17 protein-coding genes and 2 pseudogenes are annotated in these 20,762 nt (G+C 44.3%); 12 read left to right on the forward strand and 7 right to left on the reverse strand.

Annotation, left to right across the window (positions count from 1 at the left end; all coding sequences use genetic code 11):
- Nucleotides 1–65: 65 nt before the first annotated feature.
- From MAS10914_RS0107270 to MAS10914_RS0107285, 4 genes are all read right to left on the reverse strand, one after another.
- Nucleotides 66–476, reverse strand: coding sequence for a hypothetical protein (locus tag MAS10914_RS0107270; RefSeq protein WP_017315253.1), 411 nt, complete (start codon nucleotides 474–476; stop codon nucleotides 66–68).
- Nucleotides 477–800: 324 nt separating this feature from the next.
- Nucleotides 801–1,241 carry a CAAD domain-containing protein gene (locus tag MAS10914_RS0107275; RefSeq protein WP_017315254.1) on the reverse strand — a complete coding sequence of 147 codons (441 nt, stop codon included), beginning with the start codon at nucleotides 1,239–1,241 and terminating at the stop codon, nucleotides 801–803.
- Between the two features lie 61 nt (nucleotides 1,242–1,302).
- Nucleotides 1,303–1,773: a BON domain-containing protein gene (locus tag MAS10914_RS0107280; protein ID WP_017315255.1), complete on the reverse strand. Its 471-nt coding sequence runs from the start codon at nucleotides 1,771–1,773 to the stop codon at nucleotides 1,303–1,305.
- Between the two features lie 108 nt (nucleotides 1,774–1,881).
- Complete coding sequence (locus tag MAS10914_RS0107285; RefSeq protein ID WP_017315256.1) at nucleotides 1,882–3,555, reverse strand: general stress protein; 1,674 nt, start codon at nucleotides 3,553–3,555, stop codon at nucleotides 1,882–1,884.
- A gap of 966 nt (nucleotides 3,556–4,521) precedes the next feature.
- Between MAS10914_RS0107285 and MAS10914_RS0107290 the strand changes: the two genes are divergently transcribed.
- From MAS10914_RS0107290 to MAS10914_RS0107310, 5 genes are all read left to right on the forward strand, one after another.
- Nucleotides 4,522–7,683, forward strand: coding sequence for an ABC transporter permease (locus tag MAS10914_RS0107290; RefSeq protein ID WP_017315257.1), 3,162 nt, complete (start codon nucleotides 4,522–4,524; stop codon nucleotides 7,681–7,683).
- A gap of 665 nt (nucleotides 7,684–8,348) precedes the next feature.
- Nucleotides 8,349–9,197, forward strand: coding sequence for an AraC family transcriptional regulator (locus tag MAS10914_RS0107295; protein WP_026082394.1), 849 nt, complete (start codon nucleotides 8,349–8,351; stop codon nucleotides 9,195–9,197).
- A 231-nt stretch (nucleotides 9,198–9,428) separates the two neighbouring features.
- Nucleotides 9,429–9,941, forward strand: coding sequence for a quercetin 2,3-dioxygenase (locus MAS10914_RS29765; RefSeq protein WP_017315259.1), 513 nt, complete (start codon nucleotides 9,429–9,431; stop codon nucleotides 9,939–9,941).
- A gap of 229 nt (nucleotides 9,942–10,170) precedes the next feature.
- Nucleotides 10,171–11,040, forward strand: a complete 870-nt coding sequence (locus tag MAS10914_RS0107305) for an aldo/keto reductase family oxidoreductase (protein ID WP_017315260.1) — start codon at nucleotides 10,171–10,173, stop codon at nucleotides 11,038–11,040.
- Between the two features lie 174 nt (nucleotides 11,041–11,214).
- Nucleotides 11,215–12,108, forward strand: coding sequence for an aromatic alcohol reductase (locus MAS10914_RS0107310; protein ID WP_198014966.1), 894 nt, complete (start codon nucleotides 11,215–11,217; stop codon nucleotides 12,106–12,108).
- A 138-nt stretch (nucleotides 12,109–12,246) separates the two neighbouring features.
- On the opposite strand, the pseudogene MAS10914_RS0107315 reads toward MAS10914_RS0107310, so the two are convergent.
- Nucleotides 12,247–12,729, reverse strand: a pseudogene (locus MAS10914_RS0107315) (transposase); the annotation flags it as partial.
- Nucleotides 12,730–12,731: 2 nt separating this feature from the next.
- Between MAS10914_RS0107315 and MAS10914_RS32665 the strand changes: the two are divergent.
- The 7 genes and pseudogenes from MAS10914_RS32665 to ilvD form a co-directional block, all read left to right on the forward strand.
- Nucleotides 12,732–12,890: pseudogene (locus tag MAS10914_RS32665) on the forward strand (zinc ribbon domain-containing protein); the annotation flags it as partial.
- A 159-nt stretch (nucleotides 12,891–13,049) separates the two neighbouring features.
- Complete coding sequence (locus tag MAS10914_RS0107320; RefSeq protein WP_156818274.1) at nucleotides 13,050–13,649, forward strand: pentapeptide repeat-containing protein; 600 nt, start codon at nucleotides 13,050–13,052, stop codon at nucleotides 13,647–13,649.
- Between the two features lie 158 nt (nucleotides 13,650–13,807).
- On the forward strand, nucleotides 13,808–13,954 hold the full coding sequence (locus MAS10914_RS34890; RefSeq protein WP_017315264.1) for a hypothetical protein: 147 nt from the start codon (nucleotides 13,808–13,810) through the stop codon (nucleotides 13,952–13,954).
- Between the two features lie 109 nt (nucleotides 13,955–14,063).
- Nucleotides 14,064–14,837 carry a pentapeptide repeat-containing protein gene (locus MAS10914_RS0107330; protein WP_017315265.1) on the forward strand — a complete coding sequence of 258 codons (774 nt, stop codon included), beginning with the start codon at nucleotides 14,064–14,066 and terminating at the stop codon, nucleotides 14,835–14,837.
- Between the two features lie 63 nt (nucleotides 14,838–14,900).
- Nucleotides 14,901–15,524, forward strand: a complete 624-nt coding sequence (locus MAS10914_RS0107335) for a TenA family protein (protein ID WP_017315266.1) — start codon at nucleotides 14,901–14,903, stop codon at nucleotides 15,522–15,524.
- Between the two features lie 455 nt (nucleotides 15,525–15,979).
- Nucleotides 15,980–16,399, forward strand: a complete 420-nt coding sequence (locus MAS10914_RS0107340; RefSeq protein WP_026082396.1) for a pentapeptide repeat-containing protein — start codon at nucleotides 15,980–15,982, stop codon at nucleotides 16,397–16,399.
- Nucleotides 16,400–16,520: 121 nt separating this feature from the next.
- A complete protein-coding gene (ilvD, locus tag MAS10914_RS0107345) occupies nucleotides 16,521–18,206 on the forward strand; it encodes a dihydroxy-acid dehydratase (RefSeq protein ID WP_017315268.1) in 1,686 nt (561 codons plus the stop codon).
- A 9-nt stretch (nucleotides 18,207–18,215) separates the two neighbouring features.
- On the opposite strand, the gene MAS10914_RS0107350 is transcribed toward ilvD, so the two are convergent.
- Together MAS10914_RS0107350 and MAS10914_RS0107355 are read right to left on the reverse strand one after the other, a co-directional pair.
- Complete coding sequence (locus MAS10914_RS0107350) at nucleotides 18,216–19,538, reverse strand: hypothetical protein (protein WP_017315269.1); 1,323 nt, start codon at nucleotides 19,536–19,538, stop codon at nucleotides 18,216–18,218.
- Nucleotides 19,539–19,644: 106 nt separating this feature from the next.
- Nucleotides 19,645–20,304: a hypothetical protein gene (locus tag MAS10914_RS0107355; protein WP_017315270.1), complete on the reverse strand. Its 660-nt coding sequence runs from the start codon at nucleotides 20,302–20,304 to the stop codon at nucleotides 19,645–19,647.
- Nucleotides 20,305–20,762 lie beyond the last annotated feature (458 nt).

A 20,762-nucleotide genomic window follows, 5' to 3' on the forward strand; every position in this document is an offset into this window, starting at 1 on the left:
TTAGGATAGTGCCCTGATCATCGCTACGGTGCCTTTATGAATATCAGAGAATTGAAGCAGCAAAATTAGACAATTCCTGGTCCTCTACCCCGCTTGTCATCGTCCATAGTCAATTGACCTTCTTTATCCTCATTCACATCTGTGAGTTCTTCAACACGGTGTGCGGTGTCCTCTGCTGCTTGTTGTCGCGCATCGCCCGGGGTTTCATAGTACATTTCCGGTTCAACTGCGTAGTTGTTTAACAAACCTTCTTTGTCAACTGTGTATCCATCTGTGGTGCGTATACTGTCGCCTACATGGGTTTGGTCATCAGTTGGTGCGCTTGCCTCTTTCTCTTCTGTGGGCACTGTTTTGAACAGTTCTCCTTCTCTTTCGCGACGAGCAGCAGTTTCGGCAGGTGTAATTCCTCTATCGTAATTATCTTCTGCAACACGGTCAGATGAATCTACTGCTTTATTAAATGGTTCATTAGTCATAAATTATGTCCTTCTTAAAAAATCTGTCAAATGACCTTAATAATAAAATTAAGCTTTTCTTTATAAGGAATAAACTATCTTTAGAAGTGATTTAACTTAACAGATAAAGTATTTTCTCTATCCTAAGATATATTCATAAGAGATTGTTATAGTAATCTTAGTCCTAAGGTTGCTTGATATTAGTTGAAAACAACACAAAATTATTACAATAGTCAAGTAGAAAAGTTGATTTCTACTTGACCGTTAGCACTTAACTAAGCATCCATGACAAAAGAAAATGCTTTTTGATTCACTCTTTCACTTTGGGGAGTTATCAACTTGACTCTAGGTTGAACTGCCAGAAATTTCGTTTTTAATAGACTGAATTTGTGCAGCTAATTCTTGGCGAGTTGAAGCTTGTATGAGATAACGAAAAACGAACCAAGTTGTGTAACCAATTCCAATCAACTCGAAAGTTGGATATATCAGCGGAATATCATTTATTGAATCCAAGACTGCAAAAACTACCTTAAGTGTAACAATTGCTGCAACAATTAAAGCAACAGTGATAATCGGCTGATTATATTCAATGAAAAATCTAACTGTGTTATCAGGCAAATTGGATAAAAAATCCGATATTTGCGTACCAATTTGCTGCCACTTTGTATTAGGTTTAGTAGCAGGCGGGAGGAGTGGCTGAGTTCCAAGTGCTGAACCTTCAAGTGCTCCTATAGGCGTGGCTAACGTCGTATCGACGGCTTCCGTTTCTTGTAGGTTGGCTTCCATAGTTTTTCCGTTTTTTTTGCAATAACAACAGTTTTACGATTTAACTTAGTTATTAACTAATTTAGCTTTTTGCCTGGGCGACTGTTGCTTTATTAATCACTTTTGTAACCCCTTTGATTTCTTTAGGCAAACGGTCAATCTTAGCAAGTTGATCCTTATTAGTTACAGTTCCCGATACTGTTACCGTACCATCCTCTGAAGCTGCAACTGTTAAATGACCATTGGGGATGTTAGCCTCTAACTTGGAGCGAACTTCACTTTCTAGGTTGCTTTCGCTTCTGCCAGTAGCCTTACCATCATTAAATGCATTATTACGCTGTTCGCGAGCGCGAATGTCCGCATTAAGTTGGTCTCTGCGGAGCTGACTTTGAGCATCTTCTTTAGCAGCTTCTGTGGCTTGTGGCTCTGGTGGTGCGGTCACTTCTTGTGTCGTGGTAGGCGCATCTGCACTGGTTCTAGCCGGAGGATTTTGACAGGCAGCAGCACTAAAAAGTAAAACGCAAGTCATTAAGAAAGGAGTTAGCTTTTTCATTTTTTATTTGTCCTTATTCATTCATTAAGAGTTAGTTTTTTTGTGAGTAGTTAGTTGTTAATTGTTATTTGTATACACCATCAACAACTAACAACTAACCACTAACTATTAAACAGTTTCATCGCGGCGGTCAATAATGATGACAGCAGGATCGTCTTCGTCATACCCTGTCGAGTAATTAGTAGAAGCGGTATGCACAACTGGTGTTTCGTGACGAATATCTCGGTCATAACTTTGGTGATGAACACCATTTGTGTCGGCGGCGTCAAAGATATCAAACTCTTCAATTCCTCGACGTTTCAAAATCGGTTCAGCACGGCGGATTTCATCCTCTGTACCATCAACAATTACCAAGTGGTCGCCTTTGTTGATGCGATCGCTATAAACTCGCGCCCGGTTTTCTGGAATTCCCAAGCCAACCAATCCGCCTGTTAAACCACCAGCAGCCGCACCAATAGCACCGCCAGCAAGGGCTGTAGTTAAAGCAGTTGCTGCTGCACCACCCGCAATCACAGGACCGACTCCAGGAATGGCTAATGCGCCTAGACCAACTAACAAGCCGCCTAAACCACCCAATGCGCCACCTGTCACGGCTCCAGCTTTTGCGCCTTCGTCAGCTTTGTTACCTTCACCCAGGTTTCTATTCACGCCAGCAATGTTGTTATTGCCGTTTGTATCTTTAGCAATGAGCGACACTTGGTTCATGGGAAAACCAGCATCTCGCAGTTCCGCAAGTGCGGCTTCTGCATCTCGACGGTGAGAAAATACCCCTATTGCCCGTTTGTTTCTTTGCAAGGGCGCTGTGTTACCAACAGGTTGTGTAGAACTAATGACAGTTGGGTCGTAAATCTCCCATTGCTGGATTCCGTGTCTATTGAGAATAGTAGCGGCGCGATGGATATCATCGTCTGTACCGCTCACAATGACTACGTAGTCCCCTTGATGAATTCGGTCGTTGTAGAAGCGAGCACGAGCATCTGGGAATCCCAATCTCATGGCGTCAAAGCGATCGCTTACAGTAACTCCTGCAAAAGGTTCCCGTCGAACAGGCTCCCTGTGAAATAAGGAAATTTGACTCAAGGGAAAGCCTGCATCTCGTAAATCGTGAATTGCAGCTTCTGCATCCCGTAGATGAGAGAAATAACCAACAGCGTGTTTGGTTTTACCAAAACCTGTATTGGGGACGCCAGTCGTTGCAGCCGTCGCAGGGACGTACTCGGCTGTCCCAGTTGTGACATTAGGTCGGTTAAAGACGCCAAACTCTTCAATTCCTCGCCGTCTTAAAATCTCTTCTGCTGTGGCAATTTCTGCGTCCGTACCATCTATGATAACTAAGTAGTCTCCACGCTCTACTCGTTCGTTGTAAACTCTGGCTCGTTCTTCAGGTATTCCCAAACCAATCAATGCACCAAGCAAACTACCAGCCGCAGCACCAATACCAGCTCCAGCAAGAGTTGTAGCCAGAGCAGTTGCTGTTGCTCCAGCCAGCATAATCGGACCAATTCCTGGAATGGCTAAAGTGCCAAGACCGACTAACAAGCCTGTTAATCCGCCCAAAACACCGCCAGAAACAGCCCCGACTGTAGCACCCTCATCAGATTTATTCCCAACATTTTCCCGTACCTCAGCACCTGCAATATCATCATTGCGGTCTGCATCCCGCTTAATAACAGATACTCTATCTATTGGAAAGCCAGAATTTCTCAATTCATACAGTGCGTCTTCTGCATCCCGACGATGAGAAAACACACCTACAGCACGCTTATGTACACCTATAACCATAGTTTCTTCCCTCAATAGTAAAAATCACTTATTCACTAATCTTTTATTGATGCCATTAATAATATAATTAGAGGTTTTCATTAATCTTTACATCAATCCCTTGGAGGAAAAATTGTATCTACCATTAGTATTAGATAAAGTAAAAGTTTACTCTTTGTAACTTTTAGGTGAAACCACAAAAAAAATTTTATATTTTTTGTTCCGCTTGACATCAGAAATTTATTTTTAACAAAAACAAAATGCCTATTAATTTCAAAAATAATATTTTAAGAATTAACAAAATAACGTAAAGACATTAATTTATAAATAGCAAAAATCTTTTTTCATGATTAGCTATATAACCTATTTTAAAAAGTGTAAACCGTAAAAAATATCACGACTAAACCTCGCCGTATTTACTATTTTGACCCATTCTAAATTCGTAAAGAAACAGTTATGAATTAACCTGGCTCTATTGAAGGAGTGCAAGGAATTATTAGACTTCTTGCAAAAATACGATTTAATGAATTTTTGAACCGCAGATGCACGCAGATAAACGCAGATAAATTATCTGTGTCCATCTGTGGTTTATTTTCAAAAAATTGACTTTTGCAAGAGTTCTATTGTCGTTATTCAACGTTGCCAGCCTAAGATGGTGACAATATTTGATGAGGAAGAAAATTAAATGTTTTTCTGTTACTTCTCATAAAAATATATAAAAATTAATATTGTTATTTCATACTTTTGGCAAATGTATATATCACTTAAGAAAGTGGGAGTCAAAGTAGCTGCTAGTTAGGCTGATATATAACTGGATACAAAGAAACGCAACTGTTTTGACTAGGTGTAAGGGTGGAATGTTTTGCTTTCGTAAAAGTGTAAAAAAAATTCATAATTCACATACATCCGTATACCCATACACCCAGTATTACTAGTTAACCTTGTTTGTACCAGTCTATTTACTTGAGCTAGAGCGAGGGAAAGCTTATGTTCTCAAATATTTTCAATGAGTGCTGGTTACAAATTGAATTAGCGCCAGTCATATTGGCTCAGGCAATTGTCACTCCAGAAGAAGCATCAGTTCTTTTTTCTGGTCCAAAAATTTTTGTGGCATTACTGTCTGGCGTCGTAATGGCATTTGCCTTCCAATTACTATTTACAAATTTCTCTGTAGCCGTAGGAATTTCATCTTTGGGAACTAACTCCTATCATAGTGATGAGTCGGAAAGCTTAGGCGGTACAATTCGCAAAGTTGAAACTACAGTTGGTTTTTGGGCGCTAGTAACCGCTAGCATTACATTATTCATCGCTTGTTTTCTAGCAGTAAAACTAAGCTTGATTGAAAGTGCGCTTTTAGGAGCGATTATTGGTGTAGTCATTTGGTCTACCTACTTCTTTTTGCTCGTGTGGCTAGGTTCATCTGCGGTAGGTTCCTTAATTGGTACTGTCGTCAGTACTGCAACCTCGGGCTTTCAAGGACTGATGGGTACAGCAACTGCTGCTCTTGGTGCGAGTGCTGCACAAAAACAGATGGTTTCTACTGCTGAGGAAATTACAGCCGCCGTCCGTCGGGAACTTACTTCAGGTTTGGACGCTGACAGTATTAGAAATACGCTGCAAAGTTCTTTGGCTTCTCTACCAGTACCAAAGTTCGATTTAAAAGAAATTCGCACTCAATTTGATCAACTCCTCAAAGATGCAGATTTGCAATCTATTGCCGATAGCGATGTGCTGAAAAATATTAATCGCCAAACATTTGTTGATGTCATCAGCAGTCGTACAGACTTTTCCAAAGAAGATATCAATCGCATTGCTGACGAACTTGAAGCCGCTTGGCAACAATCCTTGGGTTGGAAAAATCCAACCGAGCAAGTCATTAATTTGCTCAAGTCTGCCACTTCGGAAGAACTGAATTCGGAGCAATTAGGTGAACGACTGCAAGAATTGGTGACAGCCGGAGGAGGTAATGGTAAGCAAAGCAATGGTGTGATGAAGCAAGCAATTACATATGGCTTGAGTGCTGTTGCTCCAGCAGTTCTCAACAGGGTAAATTTGTCGGAGATTGATTTTGAAAAGTTGACAGGTCAGCTACAAAAGCTGAAAAACAAAGTTCAGGATGTAGACATCGAGAAAATTACAGACCAGCTGCAAAAGCTTAGAGAACAAGCAACCGAATCAATAGCTGCAACACCAGCGCTACCCCACAATACCATTAAGGCAGATGTAGAAGATTACATCAAGAATTCTTTCCCTTGGCATTTAAACCGCATCACGTTGAAAGATGAATTCAAAGACGTCATCTACGACCCAAATGCAAACCCTACAACTGTCAGACGGGAATTGGAGGAACTCAACCAAGAGTATTTTGCTAATTTGCTGACGCAACGAGGCGATATCAGTGAAGCAAGGGTTAAGGAAATTGGTTCTCAACTTGAGAGTGTTCGCGCGGAAGTTTTAGAAACTGTGCAGCAGGCGGAAGCAAGAGAAAAAACACAAGACCTCCGCAGTCGCATTGAAAATTATCTGCGCTCAACTGGGAAAGAAGAACTTAACCCAGAAGAGATTGAGCGGGATTTCGCCAAACTACTGGAAGACCCAGAAAGTGGTTTTGAAGATTTAACAGAACGCTTCAAGCAATTTGACCGTGATACCTTTGTACAGTTGCTTCAGCAGCGTGAAGATATTAGCGAAGAGGAAGCTAATAATATTGTTAGCAAACTCGAAAGCACCCGCGACAATGTTTTGAATCGAGCCCGACAACTGCAAGAACAAGCAAGAACAAAAGCTGATCAACTGCGCCAAAGAGTCGAAGACTATCTGCGGAATACTAATAAAGAAGAACTCAACCCTGAAGGCATCAAACGCGATTTTAGAGTTTTGCTGGAAGACCCGCAAGCAGGAATGAGCCTTGTGCGCGATCGCGCTTTGCGCGGCTCCCTTTGGGAGCATCGCTTATCACAATTTGACCGCGATACATTAGTAAAACTACTGACTCAGCGTCAAGATTTGAGCGAGGAGCAGGTCAATCAAATTATCGACCAGTTGGAAGCAGTGCGGAATAGCATCTTGCAAGCACCGCGAAAAGTAGCGGATACAGCAAAAGAGCAATACGAGCAAACATTAAGCGCTATTGCTGAGTATCTCCGCAAAACCAATTTGGAAGAACTCAACCCAGAAGGTATCCAACAAGATTTGGCAAAATTGTTGGATAACCCCAAAGAGGGTGCTTTAGCATTACGCGATCGCCTGTCGGGTGTGGATCGCGAAACTTTGGTCAAACTTTTGAGTCAGCGGGGAGATTTGAGCGAAGAGCAAGTTAACAGAGTCATTGACCAGGTACAAGAAGCAATTCGTAGTATAGTAGGAGCGCCAAGACGCTTGGCAAACCGTGCGACAAAACAGGTTTTAGATTTTGAAGCCAATCTGGAAGACTACCTGCGTAACACCAATAAAGAAGAACTCAATCCAGAAAGTATCAAGCGTGATTTGCAATTGCTGCTCTCAGATCCACGCGCAGGTGTTGGGAGTTTAGGCGATCGCGTCTCCAAATTCGACCGTTCTACACTTGTGGCTCTACTTTCTCAACGTCAGGATATCTCACAAGAGGAAGCAAATCGAATTGTGGAGCAAATTGAATCTGTTCGCAGCTCGATTGTTGAACAATTCCAGCAGATTCAGCAAAGAGTGACATCAGTTATTGATGGGATTTTTGCCAGAATTCGCACTTATCTCAACTCACTGAATCGTCCAGAACTGAATTATGAAGGCATTCAGCAAGACTTTGCCAAATTGTTTGACGATCCGCAAGTAGGGTTTGAGGCGTTAAGATCGCGCCTCAGTCAATTCGACCGTGGTACTCTTGTTGCTCTCCTCAGTTCGCGCGAGGATATTTCCGAAGAAGATGCTAACCGCATCGTCAACCAAATTGAAGCAGCGCGGGATAGCGTCCTGCACCGTGCAGAACGCATCCAGCAAGAAGTTCAAAAACGCCTCTCTGCTGTCCAGGAACAAGCTAAAAAGCAAGGTATTGAAGCTAAAAAAGCTGTTGCAGGTGCTGCATGGTGGCTCTTTGGTACTGCACTGACTTCGCTTGTAGCTAGTGCAATGGGGGGAGCAGTAGCTGTTGCGGGGTTAAATTTCCTTGGGTGATACCAAATCCGGTTTCTTCGAGAAACCGGGTTTCTTCATACGCTGAACACCAACAAACCTATACCGCCAAAATTTATAGCCGTCTTGCAAAAATCCAGATTTAGTATTTGGAACCACAGATGCACACAGATAAATTATCTGTGTGCATCTGTGGTTTATTTTTATCATCCTGGCGGGAAGACCCCATGCGTAACCATCCGTGACAGATTAAAGTCACGTATATTTTGTCAATACCCCTATGTACTTAAATATTTGTCGCTCAGAACGTTGAAGAAGGCAGAAGTACGTTCGGCGCAGCCGTGCCGCACCGCGAGGGCAGAGGGCAGAAGGTTCCGTTTAGAAGGGGATTCAAACCCCTCCTAAACGGTAGCCACTGAATGAAATTCAGCGGGGGTCTTAAACCCTTGTTCCCTATGCCCGAAGGGGCACGCTGCGCGAACGGTCACGAGCAGAGGGGCAGGAGCCAGAATTCCCTTCAGCATAGCTGCCTTCTGCCTCCTGCCCTCTGCCTTTCCCGATAAAAGAGGTGAAAATAGAGTTACAGAAATTATGCCAACATCCAGCTATCCATTGACAACGGAGATGTAACATAATTTCCGCATTTCCCTTTTTTGTGACCAAAATACCAGTTTGTATCAACACCTAAAATACGCTCAATTTCTTTAATGAAAGCAAATCCGTCACGCCCTAGAATCTGGCGATCGCAGTACCTGCACTCGATCGAGTTGGTGCATGGTTTTTGCAAAAGCTATTCATTGCCCCGCCATTTTCACGAAGAACTGGAACTCGGCATTAGGCAGGGTGACGGCTGGCAGTTTAACTACCGAGGCACGATGTATAGCGTTCCATCAGATACCTTGGTGGTGACACAACCCGGAGAAGCACATTATGCTGATTCTACGAGCGATCGAGACTGCACTTTTCGAGGGCTACGGGTAGGTATAGATTTACTTCAACAAGTTGCAACAGAAGTGGCAGGACGCAAAACAGCGCTGCCATCTTTTCCGATGCCTTTAGTCCATGACCGCGACCTTAATACACAAATTGTTCAAGTTCATCAAGCCTTAGAACAATCCATTTCTCAGCTTGAACAACAAACATTGATCCTGGATTTGTTAGCACAATTAATTTTGCGCTGTGCAGAAAATCCGCCTTGCCAAGCAAAGTTAGGGGAAGAACGTCAGCCCGTCGAGCGCATCCGGGCATATTTAGAAGAGCATTACAGTCAAGAGGTTTCGTTAGAGCAATTAGCACAGATTGCAAACTTGAGTTCGTTTCATCTCAATCGATCGTTTCGCAAAACCTTTGGAATGCCGCCGCACGCTTATCAAATCCAAGTGCGAATTTTGTGGGCGAAACGGCTGCTAAGAAAAGAGTGGTCGATCCAGAAGGTAGCTCTTGAAACTGGATTTGTGAGTCAAAGTCACTTTGGTTCACACTTCAAGCGGCTTGAATGTGTGACTCCGAGGCAATACATTCAAGACAGCAAGAACGTGATAAAATTCGATGCTTAAATTCATTAGGCTGTAGGTAGTTTGTTCTAAACCAAGATCGCAAGCAATAACGATGAAGACTAGAGTAAATTGGCATCCTTAAACATTGACACTCTCACCTTCAAGGCTTCGCCTGTGAAGGGAGATTCTTGCTTCAACAGGTTTTTCTAGCCCACTGTGGTATGTCGAACTTGATCGGGAGAGCCAGTCGGCGATCTTTGTAATAACCGCCTGAAGTATAAGGATTCATAAATGAACGCACAAAGCAAGCCACAATCTTTTCAAGTCAATAGTGCCGAAGGTCACGCTTACTGGGGGATGGGCATTCTCTGGATTATGCTGGCAACGGCTGAAGATACGGATGGACAGTATTCCTGCATAGAAGAACTATTGCCACAGGGTCCGGCAGCACCGCCCCACATTCATGAGGCGGCAGATGAAACCTTCTACATTCTGGAAGGCGAAGCCACCTTCTTTGTTGAAGACCAGCCGATTAAAGCAACTGCTGGATCGTTTGTGTCAATTCCACGGGGCACAAAACACGCTTTTCAAATCGATTCTGAAACGGCACGATTACTCAATACTTATGTCCCCGCAGGTTTTGAGTACATGATTATGGCGACGACTGTGCCCGCAGAGGCGCGCACCTTGCCTCCCGCTTCGATGCCTTTTCCCAATCAAGAACAAGCTAATCAAGCGCTTGAGCAAGTTATTCAAAAGTATCCTGCGGCTAAAACCAAATTCTTACAAGGTTTCGCAAGCTAAATTACCCGACACTGGATGATCTAAGTTTGGCTCAGGCATTGCGATCGCGCTCTGTGCAGTTGCTCTTCAGGTAATGAGTCTGCCTCATTGATAGATAGCGGCAAAGGATGAATTGTGCAAACTTCACGAAGAAAATCATGACTACAAAATTGACGGTTCCAGTCGCTTATAAGCCGACTACATTAGGTTCAATGACTACAAATACTTCATTAATGCCAGCAACAATCGTATGACACCCACTACACTGCCCGGAGGCACATTCAAACTCGCTGATGACCTTACGCTTACCCGTATGGGATATGGTGCTATGCAGCTAGCTGGTCCACATGTATTCGGGCCGCCAGCAGACCACGACGGTGCGATAGCAGTCCTTAAGGCTGTGGTTGAGCTTGGTATTACTCATATCGATACCAGCGACTTCTATGGTCCCCATATAACCAATCAACTTATCAAAGAGGCACTCTATCCATATCCCGAGCAGTTGCGGATCATCACCAAGGTCGGCGCGCTGCGTGACGCGGAGGGAAATTGGCCCAAAGCGCTGGCTCCCGACCAGCTACGCCAAGCCGTTCATGATAACCTCGCCAATCTCGGCGTTGAGGCACTCGATGTCGTCAACCTGCGGGTGGGCGGCTTGGATGCCCCGACTCCAGGTTCGATAGCCGAGCCGTTCAGTGTGCTTGCCGAAATGCAGGAAGAGGGACTTATTAAACACCTTGGGATAAGCACTGTCAACGCCGAGCAAATCGCCGAGGCGCAATCAATTGCTCCGATTGTCTGCGTACAGAATTTCTACAATATCGCTAACCGACAAGATGATTCGCTGGTTGACTCCCTTGCCGAACAAGGCATTGCGTATGTACCATACTTCCCACTCGGTGGTTTTTCACCGCTGCAATCTGATACGCTCGCTAGAGTTGCCGAGCGTCTGCATACGACACGGATGGCCGTCGCTTTAGCGTGGCTGCTACAGCGCTCACCTAACATTTTGCTCATTCCTGGAACATCCTCAGTCGAGCACCTAAGAGAGAATATAGCGGGCGCTAATCTGCAATTGCCTGATGACGCGATTGAAGAGTTGAACGCTATTGCCGGTTAAGCTGGCAGCCAGGCACAGTTCACTACACAAATTTAATCAGAGTTGCGGCGGAAGCCTGACGGCAAACGCCGTTCTAACAAACCGTTGCTTTTCAGGTTATGAGTCTGCCTTATTGATAGATAGCGGCAAAGGATAAATTCTGTAAACTTTACAAGGAAAATCATGGCTGAAAAATTGACGGTTCTGGTTGCTGGTGCGACTGGGATGCTGGGTTCTAAGATTGTTTCTGCTCTACTCGACAAAGGCAACCTTGATGTTCGAGCAATGGTGCGATCAATTAACGATACCAATCCAGAAAAGCGTAAAAAAATCGACGCAATGAAAGCCAAGGGCGCAACGATTGTCGAAGGCGACGTGATGAAGCCTGAAACTTTGCTGCCGTTGTGTGCAGGAGTCGATGTTGTTGTATCGGCGATCGGTAACAATGAAGTGACGGTTCCAGGGCAGAAAAACTTGATTGATGCTGCCAAACAGCAGGGCGTAAAGCGGTTCATTCCCTCCGATTACTCTGCGGACTATCGCAAGCTGGACTACGGCGACAACGACAACCTGGATAAGCGCAAGGAAGTATTTGAGTATCTTCAGCACAGCGGTTTGGAATATACCTTAGTGCTCAACGGGGCATTTATGGATATCATCACCTATATGCCGCTGTTTGACCTGGAACATCAGACATTTCAATATTGGGGCGATGGTGAAACGCCGCTCAATTTCACGACCACTGATGATACCGCCAAGTACGTGGCGGAAGCGGTGAGCGACCCAGGCTTGGCAAACACCGCACTGGAAGTCGCAGGCGATACTCTGACTGCGAAGCAGTTGAAAGCCACTTACGAAGAGGCGACAGGCAGCAAATTAACCGAAAAATCATTGGGCAGTATAGCCGAGATGCAAGCTTGGATTACTGCCAAAAAAGCGTCAGCCAGTTCACTCAACGAGTACGTCTTCCACCAGTATATGTACGCGATGGTATCGGGTAAGGGCAAACTCGATCGGATTGGAAATGCTCGCTATCCTCACATCAAACCCATGACAGTTAAGCAATTTCTCAGCAAAGGAGATTCGTAAAACGGCGGCTTGAGTAGGAAAAGCGATGGGGAGCAACGTGAAGCCTCAGTATGGCGGAACATTCACCTTAAAGGAACTTCAAGACATGGTAGGCATCCATGACAGGTTAAGGTAATTGCACTTTTGTCAAGTAGGTGCAGGAAAAGGCGATAAATCCAGCTTAGGCACAGGTTTCCGGAGAGTTTTGACCACACCTAAATCTTGATTTTCTTTGGCAGCGAAGTACTTAACACGATCAGTTGCTTTACCTTTGTCGTAAGCGACGTTGAAATGGTACAAACCTCGATAAACCATCTCCAAAGAAATCCTGTCAAATGGTAGAGATAATTCATCAGCAATGGCATCTCCCAAGTCAACCAAGACTGCATAAAATAGCCAAGTAGCCCACACCTGTAACTTCACACCATTAATAGAACCAGTCCACAGGTAAGACAAACCCAACAAGCGTTTAACCATGTTAAAAGCCTCCTCAATCCGCCAACGTCTTCGATACAAATCAGCTACCACATAAGGGGCCGGAGTTAACAATGCTTCTAACTGATGTGCAATTTCTTCATTATTTTGGCTAGGTCTACTGTGCCGTTGTCTGTGGTCAGGATTGCGACTTTTTCGCTTGGGCATGGAGGCATTCGCCAAACTTTGAAGATTTAACCCTGGCTATTCGTGAATGGGAATGCCCAGAATGTAATAAATTCTGGGATAGAGATATCAACGCTGCCCTTAACTTGATGCTTTTTTCTGAATCAAAAATACCCCTGGAATCCGTGTCAATTTACTCCTGAACAGCCAGTTGCAAGACTGGGTATCACCCGCAGTAGTGGGTGAGGTCAGGAAGCCCTAAGTACGCTGTGCGGAACTTAGGGTACTTCACAGAACTAACTTTTACAACAAGTGTTATTAATAAGGCAAAACCCCAAATCCCAACCCCTGAGGCAGCACAAATGTATCAGCAGCAACGCCAAGGTTTACTTTTCACCCTCTCTGCTGTACTGACTGGAGCAACTCTTTTGGCTGGAGTTGGAGTCTACATAGCACTCAAAAGTGGGGAAACGCCAGTTGCAGCACCAGACACAAGTGTTACCAGATCAGACATGACACAAGCACCTGTAGATACACTAGTTCCATTACTAGCAGACACACCAGTAGTACCAATTCAAAAACAGCAAAATGAACTAGGGAAAAACCTTGGTGGTGTTAATTGGAAAGGCAAGGACTTACGGACATTGAAGCTGCGTCATGCGAATCTCGGCGGTGCGAATCTTGCAAATACTGATTTGAGTGGTGTTGATTTGAGCGGTGCTATCTTGAGTGGTGCAAATCTCGCAAATGCTAAATTAACTGGTGTTAATTTAAGCAATGCTAATCTCAGTGGTGCGAATCTTGACAATACCAAGCTTGACAATGCTAATCTAAGTGGAGCCGATTTCAGGGGTGCTAATCTTGATGATGCTAACCTTGAGGGAGCTATTTTGAAAAGTACTATTCTCGAAGGTGCAAACCTCAGTGGCGCAATTATGCCCCAGGGAGTTAATTCTCGGTAGGAAATTTATACATAAAGTATATCAGTGATAAGCGTCACCAGAAGGCTAGATTTGAGTCACTTTCTCCAAATTCGCTTATCTCTTAGCTTGGGAGAATCATATTTATACTTAGGTTATAGATACTGATTTACCATTATGGCGGTTGTGGGGGAATGACCATGCTGGAAAAACTATTACTAGCTGCTAGTCTAACATTTGCCCTGAGCTTATTCTTAGAACTGAATGGGTCTTCTTCAGCCCAAACAGCTAGAGAGAAAACTAGGCAAATTTTGCCTACCTTCACATTAACTCAACAGCATAACTGACTATGCCCTATATCGATAGGCATACTGCTCAAAAAATAAAAAAATATAAACTCATCTTCTTGTCTACTCAAAGGTTCAGCCTTTAGGGCAAGATATTGCTACATTAATTATGAAAAGCCAAATTCTAGCCACAGCCGCATTTTTAACTTTTATCAGCCTGAACCAGACAGCTCAAGCAGCAAATCCTGAACACGTTAGACAGTTACTGGCAAGCAAACAATGTCAAAACTGTGATCTAACTGGTGCTGGTTTGGTGATAGCGGACTTATCGGGGGCTAATTTAAGCGGAGCCAATCTCGCAGGTGCTAACCTCAGCCGCGCAAACTTAAGCGGATCTGATTTGAGGGGTGCAAACTTAAGCGGTGCTGGTTTATTTGGTGCTAACCTAAGCAATGCTAATCTCATTGGGGCAACTCTACTGGGTGCTGATTTTAGAAATACCTATCTAGTTAACGCTCAGTTAAATGGTGTGAGTCTCAATAACGTTAACTTGCAAGGAGCAATAGGCATACCATCGCAAATTGCTACACATGAGGAATTTTATGCTTGGGGTGTTGCCGAAGCACAAAAAGGCAACCAACAGCAAGCAATTGATTATTTTAATCAAGCTATTGCCATCAAATCTGATTATGCAGGTGCTTACTTAGCTCGTGGCGTTGTCCGTTATCAGATATTTGACCGACAAGGTGCATTCCAAGATGCCCAAGTCGCTGAAAAATTGTTTACATCCCAAAACAATAGTACTGGAATACAAACAGCACAAGCTTTTATACAAGAACTGCAAGCACCACCGCCTGATGCCAAGGTAAAACCTGCCAAGCCCAATTTAGTTGATTTTGTAGGAAGTATTGGCTCTCTGTTACTTCAGTTTTTGTCATTTTAGAGAGGAGTTGTTAGTAGATAGTAGATAGTGGATAGTGGTCAACAACTAACCAACTAACAATTAATGACGATATCTCGTGAATTATGGGAACTCAATGAAGATATAGCACAGGCTTGTCTTGAGCATCCCTTTGTCCAAGGCATCGGTACTGGTACTCTGAAGCCGCAAAAATTTGCCTATTATGTAGGGCAAGACGCTTTTTTCTTAGAAGCCTTTGCCCGTGCTTACAGCATAGCTGCGGCTAAATCACCAGATTTCTCAGTATTTACGACCTTTCACTCCTTGGTTGGTGGAGTTTTGGAAGAATTGAAGCTGCATGAAGGTTATGCAGCAAAGTGGGGAGTCAGTTTGCATTCTGTGCAACCTGGAGTCGCAACCCGTCGTTATACCGACTTTTTGTTGGCAACTGCTTGGGGTGGAGATGTGGGTTTAACTGCTGCGGCTATGTCTCCGTGTCTGCGGCTGTATGCATTCCTAGGAGAACAGTTGGCTCGTGATGGTATTCCTAATCATCAGTATGCGGATTGGATTCGTACTTACAGTGGCGCAGATTTTCAACCACTAACGCAACAATTAGAAGATTTGGTTGAGCGTTATGCTACCAACACGGCGTTGGTACACTCAACCTATCGCTATGCCATGCTATGTGAGCGAGACTTTTTCCAAGCAGCATGGGAATATTTATAATTGGCGCATCGTTATGACCTTTGTCCTCAATTAAACCTGTTTTGAAAATGTTAATTGCAATCAAAATAAAACCACAGATGAACACAGATGCACACAGATAAATTATCTGTGTTAATCTGTGTGCATCTGTGGTTCTGTCTATCCTTAAATTATTCTTTTGCAAGAAGTACATTGTAGCAGAAGCGTACCAAACCTTATGTCATAGCTTTCATCCCCGCATCTGTTGCGAAGGGGTTTTCAGTCTACCTTCTTATAACTTGAGGTTGAAGTAGTGCTTACGCCCTAACAAACTATGATTTATGACTTGTTCACCGATGACTTAGTCAAGATTCCCTTAATGATAATTTATTAATTAATGACATAATTTGTCATAACGTAACATCGTAACACAATCAACTCACCAAAGTCGGTTCTTTGAGGCACACTGCATGCAAGAGCTGTTGTTAAATAGTGTAATGAACGTAGATGATTTGTTGAAACGCTATCGAGCAGGAGAAAGAAATTTCAAGGGCGTAAACCTTATAGGTAGTTACCTAAATGGAGTTAATCTCAGCGGAGCTAGTTTAAAAGGAGCGTCGCTGAGTGAAGTTGATTTGAGTACAGCAAATTTGGTCGGGGTTGACCTGACAGAAGCATCTTTAGTGAGAGCGAACCTCACGGGAGCTAACCTCACAGGAGCCAATTTGAGTGGGGCAAATCTTTTTGAAGCAAAGCTTACAAGAGCCATACTTGATGGGGCAGTCATGAAAATGGCAGACTTGATAGACGCAGACTTCAGCGCTGCAAATCTACAGGGAGCTAATCTGTACGGGGCTTATATGATGGGAACTCTGTTGCAGGGTGCAATTATGCCAGATGGCACAATCAAGGATTAGCCACAGGAGTTGCACTCTTTGAGCCAAGCAGTGAAATTGAGCTGTAGAGTATCTGATATTTTGAGATAATCACAAAGCAAATGCGCCAAGCGAAAGATGACGGCGCAAGGGAATTATCAAAATGTCAGAGAATTTAAGAAGCCAAGTTGTAACGCAAGGAGTGCAGCGATCGCCTAACCGGGCAATGCTGCGTGCTGTTGGTTTTAAAGACGAGGATTTCACCAAAGCCATTGTTGGCATTGCCAATGGCTACAGTACTATCACCCCCTGCAACATGGGGATCAATAAACTGGCGCAAAGAGCAGAGATTGGCATCAAACATGCTGGGGCAATGCCGCAAATGTTCGGCACAATTACCATTAGCGATGGCATTTCGATGGGAACCGAAGGGATGAAATATTCCCTGGTCTCGCGGGAAGTCATTGCTGACTCAATAGAAACCGCCTGCAATGGGCAAAGTATGGACGGTGTTCTTGCGATTGGCGGTTGTGATAAAAATATGCCAGGGGCGCTTATTGCTATTGCTCGCATGAACATCCCCGCCATCTTTGTTTATGGTGGTACTATCAAACCCGGAAACTACAATGGACGCGACTTGACTGTTATCAGCGCCTTTGAAGCGGTAGGTCAATACATGGCTGATAAAATGGACGAGAAGGATTTCTTAGAAGTCGAGAGAAGGGCTTGTCCAGGCGCTGGTTCCTGTGGTGGAATGTACACGGCAAACACCATGTCTAGTGCTATTGAAGCTATGGGGATGAGCCTACCTTATTCCTCCACAATGGCAGCAGAAGATGAAGAAAAAGCCGAAAGTACTGAAAAATCTGCCTTCGTCCTGGTGGAAGCTATTCGCAAGCAGATTTTGCCCCGCCAGATTATCACCCGCCAATCTTTAGAAAATGCCATTTCTGTAGTCATGGCGGTAGGAGGTTCGACAAACGCCGTGTTACATATGCTGGCGATCGCTCATGCTGCTGGTATAGAACTTACTCTGAACGACTTTGAAACTATCCGCGCTCGTGTCCCGGTTTTGTGTGATTTAAAACCCAGCGGTCGGTATGTAGCTACAGACTTGCACAAAGTAGGTGGCATTCCCCAAGTCATGAAAATGCTACTTGTACATGACTTGCTACACGGGGACTGCTTAACCATAACTGGGCAAACAGTTGCGGAAGCCTTAGCTGATGTACCAGAAGAACCACCTGCCAATCAAGATGTCATCCGTCCTTGGAATAACCCGATGTATCAACAAGGACACTTAGCTATTCTCCGAGGAAACTTGGCGACAGAAGGGGCTGTCGCTAAAATTACTGGGGTAAAAATCCCCAAAATTACAGGACCAGCACGGGTGTTTGAATCTGAGGAAGCTTGCTTGGATGCAATTCTGGAAAAGAAAATAAACCCAGGAGATGTCCTCGTCATCCGCTACGAAGGACCTAGAGGTGGTCCCGGTATGCGGGAAATGCTAGCTCCTACCTCGGCAATTATTGGTGCTGGTTTAGGTGATTCCGTGGGACTCATTACTGATGGGCGTTTTTCTGGTGGTACCTATGGCATGGTTGTTGGTCACGTTGCGCCAGAAGCCGCAGTTGGGGGTGCGATCGCTCTAGTGGAAGAAGGCGATACCATCACCATTGATGCCCATGCTCGCTCACTGCATTTACACGTATCTGATGAAGAGTTAGCCCGTCGTCGTGCCAATTGGCAGCCACGTCCACCTGTTTACACTAGGGGTGTACTGGCAAAATATACCAAATTGGTTTCCTCCAGCAGTCTTGGTGCAGTAACGGATTTGGGATTGTTTTAAGACATGATGTCAGGGGGTGAGGGAATTTTTGAATGATTTTCCCTGATCCCCTAACACGGTGATACCCTTACTCCTATGCATTCGCCACTGTTTTTTAGCGAGTATACATAGTAGGAGTGTCAGCACCAAAAGAGGCTTTAAAATTGATGGCTCTGGCACTTTCTCCACTTTGTCTCCAGACGGAGGAGTCACGGTAGGGGTCGGCGAAACCTCAATAATTTGGTTAGCAGGAGTATCGCCTACAGGAGAGGTGATATCGTTCGAGGGAGGTTGAACGTCCACAGAAGGGGATATCTGTGCAACAGTACTTGATCCCTCATCTGAGGAATCATCTCCACCACCAAGAAGAAAAGGGAGAAGAAGTAAGGGAAGACCGCCGAGAACCCAGAATGGGAATCCACGACTTGTTCCTTCTTGTACCAAAACATCTGCGTCAGGGGTGGGAACAATATCTTGGCTTATTGCTTCTCCCTGTGGGAATACTGGAACTTCCCCTACAAAGACATCTCCAGGAAGACCTTGCCCAATCAGCCGATCAAACTCTCGAGGAATGCCAGCATTTGGACGGTTGTACTCCGCCCCATCTGGGGAGAATGGCATGGAGAGTACTTCGAGGATGTTACCTTCTATTTGGCTCTCATTGCCAGTACTCAACGCACTCAATCCTTGAGAGGCGTTACTGGCATAAAACTGCTTGACCTCTGGCGGCAAATCCTGAGATTGAATCTGTTGCTCGATATTGGGAATTTTTGCGACCTCTTCCAACAGCAAACGCCCATAGGAGTATTTCAAGTTCAGCAAGCCACTACGAAGGTCAAGTGAGTCGCCAACTCCCTCTGGTGCCCAATAAAAGTTTTTAGTAACCTGTCCTAAACCTTCTTGAGGTGTCCGACTGACTGTCTGCCCAAGAAGATACCGATACCCATCCATGATATAAGGGTTGTCGTTTTCCCAAAAGGAGGCGTACGGCACCTGAGTAAGATTGGGATTGTTTCCGTAGAAAGAAGCGAAATTACGGAAGTTTTCCTCCCCACCTGCCGCTCGTATCAGCAGATCTTGGTAGCTAGGTCCGCCGTTGGACTCAACTAATTGCTGAAGTACTGCTGCGGTCTTGTCACAGCCAACACCGAATCCCACACGACATGCAGGAATAGCCCTCATTTGACTCAAATCCTGCCCCGACATCTGATACTGGAGATAATTTGGCTCCAGTCCTGGTTGGACGCCATAACGTCCAATATTTAACTGAGCAGAGGCAGATTGGCAAGCAGTCAGTATTGCTGCAAAGGACGATAACGTGAGTGCAATTTTTCTGGCACAGGACTTAAACAAGATTGACCTCCATTCACTAAGGGTGTAGGGCTGACGGGGTGTAGGGAGTAGGGAACACAATTCAAAATTCAAAAAATGATTGAATATTTATAACGATTGAATTTTTCTACTCCCTGGTATGAAGGGATTCAGCCCAAGAGACTGGGGAGGGAACTAAGTTCTGAGGAGAGTTGATACTAATCGTGATTGCTGTGCCCTGAAGTTCTCCTCTTGTGACAGGGTGGTATACCACAAATCCACGGTTTGGTTGGTCGAACAGATACCCTCGGCGTGATGGAGGAACCTTCCCTTGCTTAACTAGGGAAATGAAAGATCCTAAATATCTTTGAATACTTTGACGATTCCCTTGATTTGTCTTCGTATGATTCTCAATAAGAGTCATGAACAAACCCAAGCTGCGGTCTTCTTGACCTTCCACAAGGCTGCCGCTGTCTAGGAAAGTACTGGCTAGAAGCTTTCCATCGACTTGTTGAACTTTAAAAAGGGTGTAGTAGCGTTCCTGTTTTTGGTCATCTTTCATGTAACAGACCCAAGAACCATCTGGGTTCTGTGTAAAACCTTGCTCTTGCAGGTAGGAAAGCGGAGAACGATTCTGCTGCGCTGCTGTTGGGGGCAACAAATCCTCCACGGCATCGAAAGAGCAAAGCTTCTGCGTTGTTCTTTGTTGGGGAGTTGGAGTCTCCTGCGCTATTGCAACGTAAGGTAGAGCAGCAAACACAGACACGGAGAGAGTGTATGCGCTCAGGAAACGAATCATGACATTCATGAGGCTTGTGATGGTAGATTGCTCGACAGTGTTGCTGCGTAAAAGGTTGGAGTCTAAGACTTTTTGTTAACAGATGCCTCTATTAATAAATTTTGAGGCTAACTCTGGTGTAAACTCTGACAGGATAACTTATCCGTCGTAATTATGCCTGAGTAAGTAGAATTTTGATATGTAAATGAAAGCAAAACTCTGGTAATTCGCGAAAAGTGGCAGAAATTCTTGAAAATCAGTTGATTAATCGCTAATTTTTTTTATTAGCAGTTTTAGTTGTTGTCATAAAGCAAATAGCTCCGGCGATAAACTGGGGTTCTAACCTTCTTCGTATTTAAACGGAAAAAAAGTAGATGGACTTTGGAAAAACACCCTTTGGATGGGTATAAAGGTAGTATAATTACAGGCGCTTACTATTTTAGCTTTACCTTGTTTTATTTTTAACAACGTGTACTGCCCCTTAGCTT

Source organism: Mastigocladopsis repens PCC 10914 (assembly GCF_000315565.1).
In the GTDB taxonomy this organism is placed as follows: domain Bacteria; phylum Cyanobacteriota; class Cyanobacteriia; order Cyanobacteriales; family Nostocaceae; genus Mastigocladopsis; species Mastigocladopsis repens.

Excerpts from the sequence above, each read along its gene's own strand:
- MAS10914_RS0107270 (WP_017315253.1), bottom strand. The coding sequence starts at position 476 with ATGACTAATGAACCATTTAATAAAGCAGTAGATTCATCTGACCGTGTT.
- MAS10914_RS0107275 (WP_017315254.1), bottom strand. The coding sequence starts at position 1,241 with ATGGAAGCCAACCTACAAGAAACGGAAGCCGTCGATACGACGTTAGCC.
- MAS10914_RS0107280 (WP_017315255.1), bottom strand. The coding sequence starts at position 1,773 with ATGAAAAAGCTAACTCCTTTCTTAATGACTTGCGTTTTACTTTTTAGT.
- MAS10914_RS0107285 (WP_017315256.1), bottom strand. The coding sequence starts at position 3,555 with ATGGTTATAGGTGTACATAAGCGTGCTGTAGGTGTGTTTTCTCATCGT.
- MAS10914_RS0107290 (WP_017315257.1), top strand. The coding sequence starts at position 4,522 with ATGTTCTCAAATATTTTCAATGAGTGCTGGTTACAAATTGAATTAGCG.
- MAS10914_RS0107295 (WP_026082394.1), top strand. The coding sequence starts at position 8,349 with ATGAAAGCAAATCCGTCACGCCCTAGAATCTGGCGATCGCAGTACCTG.
- MAS10914_RS29765 (WP_017315259.1), top strand. The coding sequence starts at position 9,429 with ATGAACGCACAAAGCAAGCCACAATCTTTTCAAGTCAATAGTGCCGAA.
- MAS10914_RS0107305 (WP_017315260.1), top strand. The coding sequence starts at position 10,171 with ATGACACCCACTACACTGCCCGGAGGCACATTCAAACTCGCTGATGAC.
- MAS10914_RS0107320 (WP_156818274.1), top strand. The coding sequence starts at position 13,050 with ATGTATCAGCAGCAACGCCAAGGTTTACTTTTCACCCTCTCTGCTGTA.
- MAS10914_RS34890 (WP_017315264.1), top strand. The coding sequence starts at position 13,808 with ATGCTGGAAAAACTATTACTAGCTGCTAGTCTAACATTTGCCCTGAGC.
- MAS10914_RS0107330 (WP_017315265.1), top strand. The coding sequence starts at position 14,064 with ATGAAAAGCCAAATTCTAGCCACAGCCGCATTTTTAACTTTTATCAGC.
- MAS10914_RS0107335 (WP_017315266.1), top strand. The coding sequence starts at position 14,901 with ATGACGATATCTCGTGAATTATGGGAACTCAATGAAGATATAGCACAG.
- MAS10914_RS0107340 (WP_026082396.1), top strand. The coding sequence starts at position 15,980 with ATGAACGTAGATGATTTGTTGAAACGCTATCGAGCAGGAGAAAGAAAT.
- ilvD (WP_017315268.1), top strand. The coding sequence starts at position 16,521 with ATGTCAGAGAATTTAAGAAGCCAAGTTGTAACGCAAGGAGTGCAGCGA.
- MAS10914_RS0107355 (WP_017315270.1), bottom strand. The coding sequence starts at position 20,304 with ATGAATGTCATGATTCGTTTCCTGAGCGCATACACTCTCTCCGTGTCT.